This window comes from Aeromonas sp. OTU364, assembly GCF_038440395.1.
Classification (GTDB): Bacteria; Pseudomonadota; Gammaproteobacteria; order Enterobacterales; family Aeromonadaceae; genus Aeromonas.
The window spans coordinates 245,719-262,460 of sequence record NZ_JASATR010000004.1; the positions used below are offsets into that span (position 1 = coordinate 245,719).

Annotated in this window: 15 protein-coding genes; 7 read left to right on the forward strand and 8 right to left on the reverse strand. The window is 61.8% G+C overall.

Translation table 11 applies throughout. The features are described from left to right. The first annotated feature begins 26 nt into the window (after positions 1–26). The gene (locus tag AAHB08_RS07090; protein WP_342058526.1) at positions 27–1,457 is read left to right on the forward strand and encodes a 6-phospho-beta-glucosidase; all 1,431 of its coding nucleotides are present in this window, start codon (positions 27–29) and stop codon (positions 1,455–1,457) included. A gap of 106 nt (positions 1,458–1,563) precedes the next feature. Here the strand turns inward: AAHB08_RS07090 and purF are convergent, their stop codons facing one another. From purF to lrp, 7 genes are all read right to left on the reverse strand, one after another. Further along, on the reverse strand, positions 1,564–3,084 hold the full coding sequence (purF, locus tag AAHB08_RS07095; RefSeq protein WP_139435468.1) for an amidophosphoribosyltransferase: 1,521 nt from the start codon (positions 3,082–3,084) through the stop codon (positions 1,564–1,566). A gap of 18 nt (positions 3,085–3,102) precedes the next feature. Beyond that, complete coding sequence (locus AAHB08_RS07100; protein WP_005325372.1) at positions 3,103–3,594, reverse strand: CvpA family protein; 492 nt, start codon at positions 3,592–3,594, stop codon at positions 3,103–3,105. A 186-nt stretch (positions 3,595–3,780) separates the two neighbouring features. Next, positions 3,781–5,076 (reverse strand): serine--tRNA ligase, encoded by a 1,296-nt coding sequence (serS, locus tag AAHB08_RS07105; RefSeq protein WP_139435466.1) that lies wholly within the window; start codon positions 5,074–5,076, stop codon positions 3,781–3,783. Positions 5,077–5,363: 287 nt separating this feature from the next. Continuing rightward, a complete protein-coding gene (locus AAHB08_RS07110; RefSeq protein ID WP_446699516.1) occupies positions 5,364–6,701 on the reverse strand; it encodes a replication-associated recombination protein A in 1,338 nt (445 codons plus the stop codon). A gap of 151 nt (positions 6,702–6,852) precedes the next feature. Next, complete coding sequence (gene lolA, locus AAHB08_RS07115; RefSeq protein WP_139435460.1) at positions 6,853–7,461, reverse strand: outer membrane lipoprotein chaperone LolA; 609 nt, start codon at positions 7,459–7,461, stop codon at positions 6,853–6,855. 69 nt (positions 7,462–7,530) lie between these two features. After that, a complete protein-coding gene (locus tag AAHB08_RS07120; protein ID WP_307764552.1) occupies positions 7,531–10,035 on the reverse strand; it encodes a DNA translocase FtsK in 2,505 nt (834 codons plus the stop codon). Between the two features lie 192 nt (positions 10,036–10,227). Beyond that, positions 10,228–10,719, reverse strand: coding sequence for a leucine-responsive transcriptional regulator Lrp (lrp, locus tag AAHB08_RS07125; protein ID WP_005300047.1), 492 nt, complete (start codon positions 10,717–10,719; stop codon positions 10,228–10,230). 150 nt (positions 10,720–10,869) lie between these two features. On the opposite strand from lrp, the gene ald reads away from it, so the two are divergent. The 3 genes from ald (at position 10,870) to AAHB08_RS07140 (ending at position 14,417) form a co-directional block, all read left to right on the forward strand. Then, the gene (ald, locus tag AAHB08_RS07130) at positions 10,870–11,985 is read left to right on the forward strand and encodes an alanine dehydrogenase (protein WP_205641603.1); all 1,116 of its coding nucleotides are present in this window, start codon (positions 10,870–10,872) and stop codon (positions 11,983–11,985) included. 183 nt (positions 11,986–12,168) lie between these two features. After that, positions 12,169–13,119, forward strand: a complete 951-nt coding sequence (trxB, locus tag AAHB08_RS07135) for a thioredoxin-disulfide reductase (RefSeq protein WP_139435455.1) — start codon at positions 12,169–12,171, stop codon at positions 13,117–13,119. 56 nt (positions 13,120–13,175) lie between these two features. Further along, a complete protein-coding gene (locus tag AAHB08_RS07140) occupies positions 13,176–14,417 on the forward strand; it encodes a diguanylate cyclase (protein ID WP_342058527.1) in 1,242 nt (413 codons plus the stop codon). Between the two features lie 102 nt (positions 14,418–14,519). On the opposite strand, the gene AAHB08_RS07145 is transcribed toward AAHB08_RS07140, so the two are convergent. After that, complete coding sequence (locus AAHB08_RS07145) at positions 14,520–14,990, reverse strand: glycine zipper 2TM domain-containing protein (protein ID WP_342058528.1); 471 nt, start codon at positions 14,988–14,990, stop codon at positions 14,520–14,522. A 17-nt stretch (positions 14,991–15,007) separates the two neighbouring features. On the opposite strand from AAHB08_RS07145, the gene aat reads away from it, so the two are divergent. From aat to infA, 3 genes are all read left to right on the forward strand, one after another. Then, positions 15,008–15,715 carry a leucyl/phenylalanyl-tRNA--protein transferase gene (gene aat / locus AAHB08_RS07150; protein WP_319916923.1) on the forward strand — a complete coding sequence of 236 codons (708 nt, stop codon included), beginning with the start codon at positions 15,008–15,010 and terminating at the stop codon, positions 15,713–15,715. Next, positions 15,712–16,428: an arginyltransferase gene (locus AAHB08_RS07155; protein WP_139435447.1), complete on the forward strand. Its 717-nt coding sequence runs from the start codon at positions 15,712–15,714 to the stop codon at positions 16,426–16,428. The genes aat and AAHB08_RS07155 overlap by 4 nt, the downstream gene beginning before the upstream one ends. A gap of 68 nt (positions 16,429–16,496) precedes the next feature. Further along, complete coding sequence (gene infA / locus AAHB08_RS07160; protein WP_005300033.1) at positions 16,497–16,715, forward strand: translation initiation factor IF-1; 219 nt, start codon at positions 16,497–16,499, stop codon at positions 16,713–16,715. The last annotated feature ends 27 nt before the right edge of the window (positions 16,716–16,742 follow it).

Below are 16,742 nucleotides of genomic sequence, written 5' to 3' on the forward strand. Positions count from 1 at the left end.
TCATCCGACATGACAAGAGGTAACCGATGTCGATAACCAGATTTCCCAAAGGCTTCCTCTGGGGCGGCGCCCTGGCCGCCAACCAGGCGGAAGGCGGCCATCGCGAGGGGGGCAAGGGGCTGACCACGGTGGACATGATCCCCCATGGCGCCAACCGCATGGCGGTCAAGCTTGGCCAGGAGAAGCGCTTCACCCTGCGGGATGACGAGTTCTACCCAAGCCACGAGGCCATCGATTTCTATCACCGCTACAAGGAAGACATCGCCCTGATGGCCGAGATGGGCTTCACCGTGTTTCGCACCTCCATCGCCTGGAGCCGGCTCTACCCGAACGGCGACGAGCCAGAACCCAACCCCGAGGGCATCGCCTTCTACCGGGCCCTGTTCCAGGAGTGCAGAAAGTACAACATCGAGCCCCTGGTGACCCTGTGCCACTTCGACGTGCCCATGCACCTGGTGGTGGAGTACGGCTCCTGGCGCAACCGCCAGATGGTGGACTTTTTCACCCGCTATGCCCGCACCTGCTTCGAGCAATTCGACGGCCTGGTGAAGTACTGGCTCACCTTCAACGAGATCAACATCCTGTTGCACAGCCCCTTCTCCGGGGCCGGACTGGTGTTCGAGGAGGGGGAGCACCAGGAGCAGGTCAAATACCAGGCGGCCCACCACGAGCTGGTCGCGAGCGCCCTGGCGACCCAAATTGCCCACGAGGTCAATCCGGCAAACCAGGTGGGTTGCATGCTGGCGGGGGGCAGCTTCTACCCCTACTCCTGCAAGCCGGAAGATGTCTGGGCCGCGCTGCAAAAGGAGCGGGAGAACCTGCTGTTCATCGACGTGCAGGCGAGAGGCGCCTACCCGTCCTATGCGGCCCGGGTGTTTCGCGAGAAGGGGATCCGGCTCGTCAAGGCGCCGGAGGATGATGAGATCCTCACACACAGCGTCGATTTCGTCTCCTTCAGCTACTACGCCTCCCGCTGCGCCTCGGCCGACATGAACGCGGGCAACACCAGCGCCGCCAACGTGGTCAAGTCCCTGCGCAATCCCCACATCGAGGTGAGCCAGTGGGGTTGGGGCATAGATCCGCTCGGCCTTCGCATCACCATGAACAGCCTGTACGATCGCTACCAGAAACCCCTGTTCCTGGTGGAGAACGGCCTGGGGGCCATGGACGAGATCAACGCCGATGGCGAAATAGTGGACGACTATCGCATCGACTACCTGCGCGCACACATCCGCGCCATGGGGGATGCCATTGAAGACGGCGTGCCGCTGTTGGGCTACACCAGCTGGGGCTGCATCGATCTGGTCTCCGCCTCCACCGGCGAGATGAGCAAGCGCTACGGCTTCGTCCACGTGGACAGGGACGATGCCGGCCAGGGCACCCTGGCGCGCAGGCGCAAGAAGTCGTTCTGGTGGTACCGACAGGTGATCGCCAGCAACGGGGAAGATCTGGCGTGACGAGGGCCGCCCCGCTGAGGAAGGGGCGGCTTGCGACAGAGACAAAAACAGAGATGGGGGCCTGGGCCCCCATCTCTGTTTCATGTCGATGACAGTCAGAAAACGTTTAACTGCCTTCGTTGAAGATCTCCAGGTTGCTGGTCCCTTCCTGCCACTCGCGCACCGCCTTGCTGTCGTCGTTGCGCAGGGCGTTCAGGTGGTCCAGATAGCCCTGATCCACGTCCGAGGTCACGTAGTGGCCATTGAACACCGAGGTCTCGAAGTGGCGCAGCTCGGGGTTGATCTCCCGCACCGCCTCTTCCAGATCTTCCAGATCCTGGAAAATCAGGCCATCGGCGCCGATCAGCTTGCACACCTCTTCCACTTCACGGCCGTGGGCGATCAGCTCGTTGGCGGTGGGCATGTCGATGCCGTAGACGTTGGGGAAGCGGATTTCCGGTGCCGCCGAGGCGAAGTAGACCTTGGCCGCCCCTGCTTCACGGGCCATCTGGATGATCTGCTCGGAGGTGGTGCCACGGACGATGGAGTCATCCACCAGCAACACCTTCTTGCCCTTGAATTCGGAGCTGATGGCGTTGAGCTTGCGGCGCACCGACTTCTTGCGCTGGGTCTGGCCCGGCATGATGAAGGTACGGCCTATGTAGCGGTTCTTCACGAAGCCCTGACGGTAAGGCAGGCCCAGGGTGTGGGCGATCTCCAGCGCCACATCGCAGGAGGTCTCGGGGATGGGGATGACCACGTCCACGTCGAGATCTTCCCACTCCCGTGCAATCTTCTTGCCCAGCTTGCGGCCCATGTTGAGACGGGCGGCGTAGACGGAGACCTTGTCGATGCACGAATCGGGGCGGGCGAAGTAGACGTACTCGAAGATGCAGGAGCTCATCTGGGGGTTCTCCGCACACTGCTCGGAGAAGAGCTGGCCCTGCTCTGTGATGTAGATGGCCTCGCCCGGGGCGACGTCACGCACCGTCTCGAAACCGATGGCGTCGAGGGCCACGCTCTCGGAGGCGAGCATGTACTCCACCTGGCCCTGCTCGTCGGCGCGGCGGCCCAGGATCAGCGGACGGATGCCGTTGGGATCGCGAAAGCCGATGAGGCCGTGGCCGATCACCAGGGACACCACGGCATAGGCGCCGCGGATCTGCTGGTGCACCTTGCGCACCGCAGAGAAGATGTCCGCAGGGGCCAGCGCCATCTTGTCGCACAGATCCAGCTCGTGGGCCAGCACGTTCAGCAGCACTTCGGAGTCCGAGGTGGTGTTGATGTGGCGGCGGGCCACCTTGAACTGCTGCTCCTTGAGATCCTTGGCGTTGGTGAGGTTGCCGTTATGGGCCAGCACCATGCCGTAGGGCGAGTTCACGTAAAAGGGTTGGGCTTCAGCGGCACTGGAGCTGCCTGCGGTGGGATATCTGACATGTCCTATGCCGATATGCCCCTTCAGTCGCTGCATGTGGCGCACTTCAAACACATCCTTCACCAGGCCGTTGGCCTTGCGTTGCCGGAAGTTTCCACTGTCAATGGTCACGATCCCGGCGGCATCCTGTCCCCTGTGCTGCAACACCGTCAAGGCGTCGTAGAGGGCCTGATTGACGGGGGTGGTGCCAACTATACCGACAATACCGCACATGTCTTTGCTACCTCGAAGTCACTGTACCTGTTGAAGAAAACTGGACGAGTTCAGCATGAACCCGAAAAACCACTGGATCACCGGCTTGAACTCGGGAACCAGCTTGGACGCCACCCACCAGTCGCTCTGGGAGAGGCTGGTGAAGGTATCCATAAAAAACAGCAGGGCACTGACGATCAGTACCCCGCGAATGGCGCCAAAACAGACCCCCAGCACCCGATCCGTGCCGGAGAGTCCCGTCTTTTCCACCAGCAAGCCCACCACGTAGTTGACCACGCTCCCCAGGATCAGGGTCGCCACGAAGAGGGCGGCGATGGCCAGGCCGTTGCGCACCATGGCGTCGGAGAAGGAGGTGAAGTAGACGGCGAGATCCGGATAGAAATGGCTGGCAATGAAAAAGGCGACGAACCAGGTGACGAGGGACATGGCTTCCTTCAGGAAGCCGCGCACCAGGCTGATGAGGGCAGAGAAACCGACGATGCCGATGATGGCGTAATCAATCCAGACCATAGAAAAAGATGTCCTGCGAAATTGCGGCGCAGTCTAACAAAAACGATTGCGCAATGCTTGATAAAAATGTGTTAAAGGTTCAATGGAGCGCCGAAGGAGACCGCTCCTCACCCCTGCCGGGGGCGGCTGGCACCCAAATGCACAACGCCATGGCATGGCCATGGCGTTGTGGTCAGCAAGGGGGGCTTAGCCGATGTGGGTCAGGCCGCCCATGTAGGACTGCAGCGCCGCCGGGATGGCGATGCGGCCGTCTTCCTGCTGGTAGTTCTCGATCACCGCCACCAGGGTGCGGCCCACCGCGAGGCCGGAGCCGTTCAGGGTGTGCAGCAGCTGCGGCTTGCCGTCCACACGCACACGGGCCTGCATGCGGCGCGCCTGGAAGTCGGTGCAGTTGGAGACCGACGAGATCTCGCGGTAGGTGTTCTGGGCCGGCAGCCAGACTTCCAGATCGTAGGTCTTGGCGGCGCAGAAGCCCATGTCACCGGTGCAGAGCGCCATCACGCGATAGGGCAGCTCCAGCAGTTGCAGCACCTTCTCGGCGTGACCCACCATCTCTTCCAGCGCATCCCAGGACTTCTCCGGGTGCACCAGCTGGACCATCTCGACCTTGTCGAACTGGTGCATGCGGATGAGGCCCCGGGTGTCACGACCATAAGAGCCCGCTTCGGAGCGGAAGCAGGGGCTGTGGGCCGTCATCTTGATGGGCAGTTCCTGCTCGTCGAAGATCTCGTCGCGGGCCATGTTGGTGAGCGGCACTTCGGAGGTCGGGATCAGGGAGAACTTGCGCACCTTGCCCTCGTCTTCCCCTTCACCCTCGATACCTGTGTTGAAGAGATCTTGGGAGAATTTCGGCAGCTGGCCGGTGCCGTACAGGCTGTCCGGGTTCACCAGGTAGGGCACGTAGCATTCGGTGTAGCCGTGCTGCAGGGTGTGCAGGTCCAGCATGAACTGCGCCAGGGCGCGGTGCAGGCGGGCAATCTGACCTTTCATCACCACGAAGCGGGCACCGGAGAGCTTGACGCCGTTCTTGAAGTCCACGCCCTTGACCGCTTCACCTATGTCGATGTGATCCCGTACCGGGAAGTCGAACTCGCGCGGGGTGCCCCAGCGGCGCACTTCCACGTTGTCGTTCTCGTCGCGGCCCACCGGGGTGGTGTCGCTCGGCAGGTTGGGGATGGCGTCCGAGATGGCCTTGATGTCGGCCAGCAGTGCCTCGAGCGCGACCTTGCTGGTCTCCAGCTCGTCGTTGATCTTGGTCACCTCGGCCTTGAGCGGAGCCACATCTTCGCCGCGACGGGCAGCCTCACCGATGGACTTGGAGCGGGCGTTGCGCTCGGCCTGCAGCTCCTGGGTACGGGACTGCAGATCCTTGCGTTTCTCTTCCAGAGCATTGACAGCCGCTACGTCCAGCGCGTAGCCACGTGCAGCCAGACGAGCGGCGGCCTCTTCGATATCGCTGCGCAGATATTTGGGATCCAGCATGGTTTACCTACTTTTTTTAATGGGATCTGGGCCTGGGTCATCCACCCTGGCGAGAAAACAGATCCGGAAGTTAACATCGGTTGGCGCACCCCTATGTCTTCGGAATCGGGCCTTCGAAATCAAGAAGATGGTGCAAGGCCAAGACAAGCGGGGTCAGAGGGGCAGTGTAGCAGACCGCCCCCCCGCCCGAACAGGGCGTATTGCTGTCGTTTTTGCCAAGTTTGACGGCATCGGCAGGCTTATCTTCGCCGATCCGAGGGATCCCCATGCCGCCCGGCAACCCGCCCTTACTTGTCTCTCTGGCGCGGGCTCTGCCGGTCCAGCTCGCGCAGATAGTCGAGCTTCTGGGCGATCTGCTTCTCGAGGCCCCGATCGGTGGGCTGGTAGTAGTGCTTGCCCGCCAGCTCGGGGGGGAAGTACTCCTCGCCGGCGGCATAGGCCCCGGGTTCGTCGTGGGCGTAGCGGTACTCGGCGCCATAGCCGAGCTCGCTCATCAGCCTGGTGGGGGCGTTGCGCAGGTGCGGCGGCACCTCGAAGTCCGGCAGGTTTTTGGCGTCATTGAGCGCCGCCTTCCAGGCGGTGTAGACCGCATTGCTCTTGGGGGCGCAGGCGAGGTAGACGATGGCCTGGGCGATGGCCCGCTCCCCTTCCGCCGGACCGATGCGGTGGAAGCAGTCCCAGGCCGAGAGCGCCACCTGCATGGCGCGGGGATCGGCGTTGCCCACGTCTTCCGAGGCAATGGCCAGCAAGCGGCGTGCAATATAGAGCGGATCGCAACCGGCGCTCACCATGCGGGCATACCAGTAGAGGGCCGCATCCGGCGCCGAGCCGCGAATGGACTTGTGCACCGCCGAGATGAGGTCGTAGAAGTGATCCCCCCCCTTGTCGAAGCGCGCCACGTGCTCCCCCACCACGGCGGCGAGCAGGGCGCTGTCGATCACCCTCTCCCCTGCCCCATTGGCCTCGGCCATGTCGGCCAAGAGCTCCAGGTAGTTGAGGGACTTGCGCCCGTCTCCATCCACGGCTTTGGCCAGCGCCGCCTTCACCCCGGGGGCAAAGGTGAGGCTCGGGTCGTTGAGGCCACGGGGGTCCTGCATCGCCTGATCGAGCATGGCGAGGATGTCTTCCTCCTCCAGCCGTTTGAGCAGATAGACCCGGGCCCGGGAGAGCAGTGCGTTGTTGAGTTCGAACGAGGGGTTTTCGGTGGTGGCGCCGATGAAGGTGATGGTGCCGTCTTCGATGTGGGGCAGGAACACATCCTGCTGGCTCTTGTTGAAGCGGTGCACCTCGTCCACGAAGAGGATGGTGCGCACCCCGCGCCAGCTGTTCTCCTTCGCCTTGTCGATGGCGGCGCGGATCTCCTTGATGCCGGAGGTGACCGCGGAGAGCCGCTCCACCTCGGCCTGGCAGTAGTGGGCCATCAGCTCGGCGAGGGTGGTCTTGCCGGTGCCGGGCGGTCCCCACAGGATCATGGAGTGGCAGTGCCCCGCCAGGATCGCCTTGCGCAGGGGCTTGTCGGCCCCCAGGATGTGCTGCTGGCCTATGTACTGATCCAGGGTTTGCGGCCGCATCCTGGCCGCCAGCGGACGAAAGTCCGACGAGAAATCCAGCGACAAGTTGCTCATCTGTATTGACCGTTCAGTATCACGCATACCGCCATGGAAAAACGGGCCGACGCGACATCCAACAAGAGGTTACTCATCTCTATTGACCCCAGCGTCACGCCCGTCGCCGTTGACAGACGGGCTGACGATAAATCCAGCGACCGCCTGCTCATCAGCGCTGATCGTCCAGTGCGACCCCCTTGGGTATCTTGAACACGAACTCGTTGCCCTTGAGCACCGGCTTGCGGTTGAAGCTGCTCAAGACGAATTCGCTCCACTGCCCCTGGGCCTCTTTCACGTCGAACCGGCTGATGTTGTTCTGACGGTCGAAGGTGATGCGGAAGGAGGCGATCAGCTCGTCCTTGTTGCGGCTGGTGACTGTGTAGACGTCCCCTTCCTGGGTCACGTCGTAGTTCTTCCAGAGCCCGACATCGTTGCCGGCGATCAGCACGAAGGGGGTGTTGAGCACCGCATCCTTCATCTTGAGGGCGGTGACCTGCTCGACGAAGGGATCATAGACCCACACATCCTTGCCGTCCGCCACGATCAGGCTCTCGTCCGGGGCAGTGGTGTGCCAGTTGAAGCGGTTCGGGCGCTGCACCAGCAGGGAGCCGCTCGCCTTCTGCAGCTCCTTGCCCTTGCTGTCATAGACGGTCTGGGCAAACTTGGCCGAGAACAGGCTGACACCCGTCAGCTTCTGCTTGAGATCGCTGGCCGCATCGGCCCACACCTGGCTGCTGGCGAGCAACAGTACAGAACCCATCAATAATGCTTTTTTCATCGCGATTCCCGTTGAAGAGGGTCAGATAAAAGGCCATGTCCGCAGACATGGCCAGGATGATATGAAGGCTTAATCACGCACCGGGGGCGGTGCCAGCACGTCGCGCTGGCCGTTGCCCCCCGGAGAGCTGACGATGCCCTGGTTTTCCATCTGCTCGATGAGACGGGCCGCCCGGTTGTAACCAATCTTGAACTTGCGCTGCACGCTGGAGGTCGAGCCACGGCGGGATTCCACCACGAAGGCGACCGCCTCGTCGAACAGGGGATCCAGCTCCTCGTCACCCCCACCGCCGTACTCGCCACCACCACCCTCGCCGTCCGACTCACCGGAGAGGATCTCCTCGATGTAGTTCGGCTCACCGCGCAGTTTCCAGTCCGCCACCACCTTGTGCACCTCGTGGTCATCGACGAAGGCGCCGTGGACCCGGGTCGGGTTGGAGGTGCCGGCGGGCATGTAGAGCATGTCCCCCATGCCGAGCAGGGATTCGGCGCCGCCCTGATCCAGGATGGTGCGGGAATCTATCTTGCTCGACACCTGGAAGGAGATCCGGGTCGGGATGTTGGCCTTGATGAGGCCAGTGATCACATCCACCGAGGGGCGCTGGGTCGCCAGAATGAGGTGAATACCGGCCGCCCGCGCCTTCTGGGCGATACGGGCGATGAGCTCTTCCACCTTCTTGCCGACGATCATCATCATGTCGGCGAACTCGTCCACCACCACCACTATGTGGGGCAGTTTTTCCAGCTCAGGCGGCATCTGATCCATGGAGTCACCCGGACGCCACAGGGGATCCCGCAGGGGCTCGCCCTCGGCGGCGGCCGCCAGCACCTTGTCGTTGTAACCCTTGAGGTTGCGCACCCCGACTGCGGACATCAGCTTGTAGCGACGCTCCATCTCGCCGACGCACCAGCGCAGGGCGTTGGCGGCGTCCTTCATGTCGGTGACCACCTCGGTCAGCAGATGGGGGATACCTTCGTAGACCGAGAGTTCCAGCATCTTGGGGTCGATCATGATGAAGCGCAGATCGTCCGGTGTCGACTTGTAGAGCATGGAGATGATCATGGTGTTGACCCCCACCGACTTGCCGGAACCCGTGGTACCGGCCACCAGCAGGTGGGGCATCTTGGCCAGGTTCACCACCACGGGTTCCCCCGCAATGTCCTGCCCCAGCCCCATGGTCAGCGGATTGTGGCTGCCAGAGAAGGCCTCGCAGTCCAGGGTCTCACGCAGGTAGACGGTCTGGCGCACCCGGTTGGGCAGCTCGATGCCGACGAAAGTCTTGCCCGGGATAACCTCCACCACTCGCACGCTGCTGGCGGAGAGGGAACGGGCGAGATCCCGCGACAGGTTGGTGATCTTGCTCGCCTTCATGCCCGGCGCCAGATCCAGCTCGAAGCGGGTGATGACCGGGCCCGGATAGACGCCGACCACCTTGGCCTGGACGTTGTAGTCGGCGAGTTTCGCCTCCACCAGCCGGCCCATGCGGTCCAGCTCGTCCTTGCTCATCATCTGGGTCTTGGCGGGCGGGCGGTCGAGCAGCTCTATGCTCGGCAGCGGCGCCATGGCGGGCTGGGGGCGACGCTTGGGCTTGACCGGTGCGGCCACCGCTGGCGCGTCAGCCTCCTCCCCTTCCGCCCAGGGCAGATCGAGCTCGTCATCCCCGTCATCGGCCAGGGCCGGCTGACGGCGGGCAGTGGCAACGGCGGCGCGCTTGGGTCTGGCCACGGGCGCCGGCTCGTCTTCTTCATCATCGAATTGCGGATCGAACTGGAAGGTGTCGTCATCGAGCTCCGGCAGCCATTCGTCAGATTTTGACTTCTGGCTCCCCTTGGCCTTGGGGTTGCGCGTCCAGCTGCTATGGGGCTCGTCCTCTTCTTCGTCGAGATCCAGAGCGCCCACGCCCCCTTCCAGCAGGGGATCCGGCCCCTCAAAACGGGGCTGGCGCCAGCCGCCGGTGAGCCAGCGACCCAGGGTCGTCGGGAAATGGTAGATGGCGCTGACGCTGCCGGTGCAGGTCGCACCGATCCGCTCGACTATGGTGAGCCAGGACCAGCCGGTGAACAGGGTGATGCCGGTGGCCACGAAGCAGAGCAGCATCAGGTTGGCCCCGACGCCGCCAAACAGGGGCACCACGGCGGAGGCAATCACGTCTCCCACCAGGCCGCCTGCGGAGAAATTCTGCAAGTCATTGAAGTTCATGCTGGCGATGGCGGACATGCCGAGCACCGTCAGGACGAAGCCGATGATGCGCACCGACAGGGTGAGATAGTCCACCTCCAGCAGCCGGCTCGGGCGCCAGAACAGGCTCCAGCCGAGCAGCACCACCAGGGGAGGCACCAGATACGAGAAAGCCCCGAAGGTGAACATGGTGATGTCGGCGAGCCAGGCACCGGCGCTGCCCGCCAGGTTCTTCACTTCTCCCTGCCAGGAGGTCTGGGACCAACCGGGATCGGCGGGATGGTAGGTCAACAGGGCAAGCAAGAGATAGGCAGCCATCAGGGTGATGGCGATCAAGACGGCCTCGAAGATCCGTTGCGTACCTGACAAAGGAGTAAACAGCTTTTTATCGGCCAAACTCCGGCTCCTTTCTGAAAACATGTAATGCGGGGATAGGGGGCCTAGTATCCCTGAAAAGCCCACCGATTGTCAGCCAGTGCCTGAGGGCGGGGCCATGAATACAGTAATAAGAAGAAACGAGCGGACCGGCCGCTCGTTTCTGACTATCGTGACTCGTCGTGGTGCTTGCAAGTCACAGCACAATCCCGCTTATCGGGTGCTGATCACCAGACGGCTGCTCTGCTTGACCTCTTCCATCACCACATAGGTACGGGTGTCATTGACGCCGGGCAGACGCAGCAGGGTTTCCCCCAGCAGGCGGCGATAGGCCGACATGTCGCTGACGCGGGTCTTGAGCAGATAGTCGAAATCACCGGACACCAGATGGCACTCCTGGATCTCTTCGAGCACCTGAACAGCCTTGTTGAACTGTTCGAATACGTCGGGGGCGCCACGATTGAGGGTAATTTCCACGAACACCAGCAGAGACGCATCCAGATAATGAGGGTTCAGAATAGCGGCATATCCTTCGATATAACCTTGACGCTCGAGGCGACGAACCCGTTCCAGACACGGTGTGGGACTCAGGCCAACTCGTTTGGACAACTCAACGTTCGAAATCCTGCCATCCTTTTGCAGTTCATTCAGAATGTTGCGGTCAATCCTGTCCAAATCCTTTAGCCGACTCTTAGCTTCCATCATTTAATTCCATCCTTTGGCTATTTTTTGGTAAGAATCACCAGTCATTTTATAATAATGGTCACAAATCCTGTCAATACCTGAATATACTAGGCGCAAATGTCGCTTAACATCTGGGCAACATAAACCACCAATCGATAGACGAGGGATAGCATGATTATCGGTGTACCTAAGGAAATAAAAAACCATGAATATCGCGTAGGCATGGTTCCGGCCAGTGTACGTGAACTGACAGCACGAAACCATACCGTTTTCGTCCAAAGCGGCGCAGGAAATGGCATTGGCTTCAGTGACGCAGATTATCTGGCTGCCGGAGCCGAAATTCTGGCCTCCGCGGCAGACGTTTTCGCCAAGGCCGAGATGATCGTCAAGGTCAAGGAGCCCCAGGCGGTGGAACGCGCCATGCTGCGTCCGGGCCAGACCCTCTTTACCTACCTGCACCTGGCGCCAGATCTGGCCCAGACCCGGGAGCTGGTCGACAGCGGCGCCGTCTGCATCGCCTATGAGACCGTCACCGACGGCCGTGGCGGCCTGCCCCTGCTGGCCCCCATGTCGGAAGTGGCCGGACGCATGTCTATTCAGGCCGGTGCCCAGGCGCTGGAGAAGTCCCGCGGCGGCAGCGGTGTGCTGCTCGGCGGTGTGCCCGGTGTGGAGCCGGCGAAGGTGGTGATCATCGGTGGCGGCGTAGTGGGTTCCAACGCAGCCCGCATGGCCATCGGCCTGCGTGCGGACGTGACCATACTCGACAACAACATCGACACCCTGCGCCGTCTTGACAGCGAGTTCCAGGGGGCGGCCAAGGTGGTCTACTCCAATCGCGAGACCCTGGAGCGCCACCTGCTGGCGGCGGATCTGGTCATCGGCGGCGTGCTGGTGCCGGGCGCCACTGCGCCAAAACTTGTCAGCCGTGACCACATTGCACGCATGAAGCCGGGCTCCGCCATCGTGGACGTGGCCATCGATCAGGGCGGCTGCGTCGAGACCTCTCACGCCACCACCCACGAGGATCCCACCTTCATCGTCGACGAGGTGGTGCACTACTGCGTGGCCAACATGCCGGGCGCCGTGGCGCGCACCTCCACAGTGGCACTCAACAACGCCACCCTGCCCTTCATCATCAAGCTGGCGGAACAGGGCTATCGCGGTGCACTGCTCGGCGATCCCCACCTGTTGCACGGCCTGAACGTGATGGCGGGCAAGATCACCTGCAAGGAGGTCGCCGTGGCGCACAACCTGGCCTACACGGATCCCCTGACCCTGCTGAACTGATCCCGCCCCCGCAAGGGAGCGTCGATGAGTGAAAATCCGCCCGCGATGGGCGGTTTTTTTATGGCGCAATCCGGCCACCCTCCCCCCTCTTTGGCGATTGCCACAATCGACGCCCTGGCCTTTGACCCCGGATCACGAATTACCTACAATCGCGCAAACTCATCACGTCTCGGAAAACACATCATGAGCCAAGTCACTCATAGCAAACTGCTGATCCTGGGATCAGGCCCGGCGGGTTACACCGCCGCCGTCTACGCCGCCCGCGCCAACCTCAATCCCCTGCTCATCACCGGCATGCAGCAAGGTGGTCAGCTGACCACCACTACTGAGGTGGAAAACTGGCCAGGGGACGCGGAAGGGCTGACCGGCCCGGCCCTGATGGAGCGCATGAAAGAGCATGCGGAAAAATTCGATACCCGCATCCTGTTTGATCACATCAATGAAGTGGAGCTGACCCAGCGCCCCTTCCGTCTCAAGGGTGACAACGGTGAATACAGCTGCGACGCGCTGATCATCGCCACCGGTGCCTCCGCCAAGTACCTGGGGTTGCCTTCCGAGGAGTCCTTCAAGGGCCGTGGCGTCTCCGCCTGTGCCACCTGTGACGGCTTCTTCTACCGCAACCAGGAAGTGGCCGTGGTCGGCGGCGGCAACACCGCCGTGGAAGAGGCGCTCTATCTGGCCAACATCGCCAAGAAGGTGCACCTCATCCACCGCCGCGACGAGTTCCGCGCCGAGAAGATCCTGATCAAGCGCCTCAATGACAAGGTCGAGAGCGGCAACATAGTGCTGCACACTCACCAGACCCTGGACGAGGTGCTGGGTGACAACATGGGCGTGACCGGCGTGCGCCTGCGCAGCACCCGGGACGACTCTACCTCCGAGCTGCCACTGATGGGGGTCTTCATCGCCATCGGCCACCAGCCCAACACCCAGATCTTCGAAGGCCAGCTGGCGATGGAAAACGGCTACCTCAAGGTGCGGGGCGGCCTGGAAGGGTTTGCGACCCAGACCAGCATCCCGGGCGTGTTTGCCGCCGGCGACGTGGCCGACCACGTTTACCGTCAGGCGATCACCTCAGCCGGTACCGGCTGCATGGCGGCCCTGGATGCCGAGCGATATCTGGACGCACAATAAGCACAAGGATATAAAGGGCATGCCAAGTGGCATGCCCTTTTCTTTTAAGGAGCCGGATGAAACGGAAAATTTTGATTGTGGAAGACAGCCTGACGGTGCGCCGCATGTTGACCCAGGCCATTTCGCAGCAAACCGGGCTGGAGATAGATGCGTTCGATACCCTGGAGGGGGCCCGTGACTGCCAGGGCGAAGAGTACGTGGTCGCCCTGGTGGATCTCACCCTGCCGGATGCCCCGAGCGGAGAAGCCGTCAACGTGCTGCTGGCGCGAGGTCTGCCCGTGGTGATCCTCACCGCCGACATCAGCGAGGAGAAACGGGAAGCCTGGCTGGAGGCCGGAGTGCTGGATTACGTGATGAAGGATTCACGCCACTCCCTGCAATACGCCGTCAGCCTGGTGCACCGCCTCTACCTCAACCAGGCCATCGAGGTGCTGGTGGTGGATGACTCCCGCACCTCCCGTCATCGCACCGCCGCCCAGCTGCGCAAGCAGCTGCTGCTGGTGCACGAGGCAACCTGCGCCCGGGATGCCCTGGCCCTGCTGGAGCAACACCCGACCATTCGCCTGATGCTGGTGGATTACTACATGCCGGAGATAGACGGCATCAGCCTGGTGCGGATGCTGCGGGAGCGCTACAGCAAGCAGCAGCTCGCCATCATCGGTATCTCGGTGTCGGACAAGCACGGCCTCTCTGCCCGCTACCTCAAGCAGGGGGCGAACGACTTTCTCAACCAGCCGTTCGAGCCCGAGGAGCTGCAGTGTCGGGTCAGCCACAATCTGGAGGCCCTTGAGCAGTTCAACAGCATCCAGGAGTCGGCCAATCGCGACTACCTGACCGGGCTCTACAACCGGCGCTACTGGTTCAACGAGGGGCAGAAGTGGTTCGAGGAGCATCAGCGTCAGCAGGCGCAGCTCGCCCTGTGCGTGCTCGATGTGGATCATTTCAAGCAGGTCAACGATCACTGGGGCCATGCCATCGGCGATGAGCTGCTCTGCCACCTGACCCGGCTGCTCACCCAGTTCTTCCCGGATGCCATGATAGCCCGATTCGGTGGCGAGGAGTTTGCCCTGATGGTGCCCCACTGCCCGGTGCCCGTGCTGCTCAAGCGACTGGAAGGGTTGCGGCAACAGCTGCGTCAGCAGCCACTGTCACGGGAAGTGCCGCTGTTTGTACGCGCCAGCTTTGGCGTCATCAATGTCGGGCGGCTCTCCATGGACGAGGCGCTCTGCGAGGCAGATCGCCAGCTGTATCAGGCAAAGAACACGGGTCGTGACAAGATAGTCTCCCAGGACGCCTGAGCACGTCTCGAGTGAGACGCTCCGTGTAGTACCGCCCGGCGCCCCTTGCGGCCGCCGGGTTATTCTCCCTCCTCACGCCATCCCTGCCGCCCACGGGTTTTCTCAATAGGTCTTGTCAACCCGCACCCCATCGCTGAAATAGAGGATGCGCACCTTGTCTCCGCTCACAAACACCATGGCCGGATCGTAATCCTGGATCACGTTGATGAGCCCGTCCTGCTCATTGCGGATCAAGAGTTCCACCAGCTTGTTCTCCACCACGCTGCCGCCGGACTGATAGTGCTGCACCGCGGCCGCTCCCGCCAATGCCCCCACGGCGGTGGCGATCTCCCGCCCATGGCCGCCGCCAAACTGGTTGCCAAGCAGCCCCCCCAGCACGGCGCCACCCAGGGTTTTCCAGCCGGTATGCTCGGACTCCACCACCTGACGCTGGGTGATGTTGCGCACCGTATCCACCTGGCCAAACACCACCTGATCCACGGGGCGCGCCGTGTTGCGCTCATAGGGTGCAGCCCAGGCGGGCGCCGTGACAAAGCCGAGCAAGCTGGATACTATCAGGATAATGGCCTTCATCTGTGAACCTCTGTCTTATGTCTCGCTATCTCACCGAACTGGATGATGAGCTGTGCTGGTTTCCCTCCCCCAGCCATGCGCTGGAAGAGCCCAACGGCCTGCTGGCGATCGGGGGAGATCTCTCCCCTGCTCGATTGCTGGCAGCTTATCACAGCGGGATCTTTCCGTGGAATGAGCCACACCAGCCGCTGCTGTGGTGGTCGCCGGATCCCAGGGGGGTGATAGTACCCGATGAGCTGCACATAGGGCGCAGCCTGCAGAAGTGTCTGCGCCGCACCCCCTTCGACATTACCATCGATAGCGCCTTCGATGAGGTGATAGCGGCCTGCGCCGCCCCCCGTCGCAGCGCCAGCGGCACCTGGATAAGCGCCCCCATGATCGACGCCTATCGGCAGTTGCACCGCCTGGGCCATGCCCACTCCATCGAGATCTGGCAGGATGGTAAGTTGCAGGCGGGGCTCTATGGCCTCTCTCTTGGCCGCCTCTTCTGCGGTGAATCCATGTTCAGCCGCATCGATAACGGCGCCAAACTGGCCATGGTGGCGCTCTGTCGTCACTTTTCACGCCATGGGGGGGCCCTCATCGACTGCCAGATGCAGAACGACTTCCTGGCCACCTTGGGGGTCCAGGAGTGGCCAAGAAGCCGGTTTCTGACCACATTGGCGAGCCTGATCAGGCAACCACTGCAGGACGGTTGCTGGCAGCAGAGGAGAATCAGTCTATGACAGAAGAAGTGATCCTCAAGGTAGGCCTGACCCCCAGACACCCGTGCAGCTACCTTGGCCATGAGCAAGAGCAGTTGCTGGTACTGATGGATCATGAGCTGCTCAATGCGGCCGGTTACGAGCGACTGCTGACGGCGGGATTCAGGCGCAGTGGCAACGACATCTATCGCCCCCATTGCCCGGCCTGCAGCGCCTGCCAGTCACTGCGCATCCACAGCGAGCGTTTCGTGCCGAACCGTAGCCAGAAACGCGTTCGTCAGCTGAACCGGGATCTCGAGCTGGTACTGAGTTACGACGACAAACCCGAGTATTACCAGCTCTATGAGCGCTACATCCGCGAGCGCCATCACGATGGCAGCATGTACCCGCCGAGCCGGACCCAATACAAGGGATTCCTGCACTGCGACTGGATGCCACCGCTCTACATGGAGATACGCAAGGAGGGACGCCTCATCGGGGTGGCCACCACGGACCTGCTGCCTCACTCCATGAGCGCCATGTATACCTTCTTCGATCCGGACTATGCCGACCGATCTCTGGGCACCTTTGCCATTCTGAGCCAGTTGGAACTGGCCAGGCGCACCGGTCGCAGCTGGCTGTATCTGGGCTATCTGGTGGAGGCCTGTCGCAAGATGAATTACAAGCGCCAGTACCTGCCCCACGAGCTGCTGGTGCAGGGAGAATGGAAAAATATCGACACCAAGCCCGAGTAAACTTTACACATAGCCTTAAATCCGGCATGATCCAGCGGTTTTTTGTTGTGGCTTATCAAGAGGATTCAATGGCTAAAGAAGACAGTATTGAGATGCAGGGTACCATTCTCGAAACCTTGCCCAATACCATGTTCCGTGTGGAACTGGAAAATGGTCACGTGGTTATCGCTCATATTTCCGGCAAGATGCGCAAAAACTACATCCGTATCCTGACTGGGGACAAAGTAACGGTGGCTCTGACTCCGTACGATCTCTCCAAGGGACGTATTGTTTTCCGCTCTCGCTAAGCCAGGAATTCAGCAAAAAACCCCAGC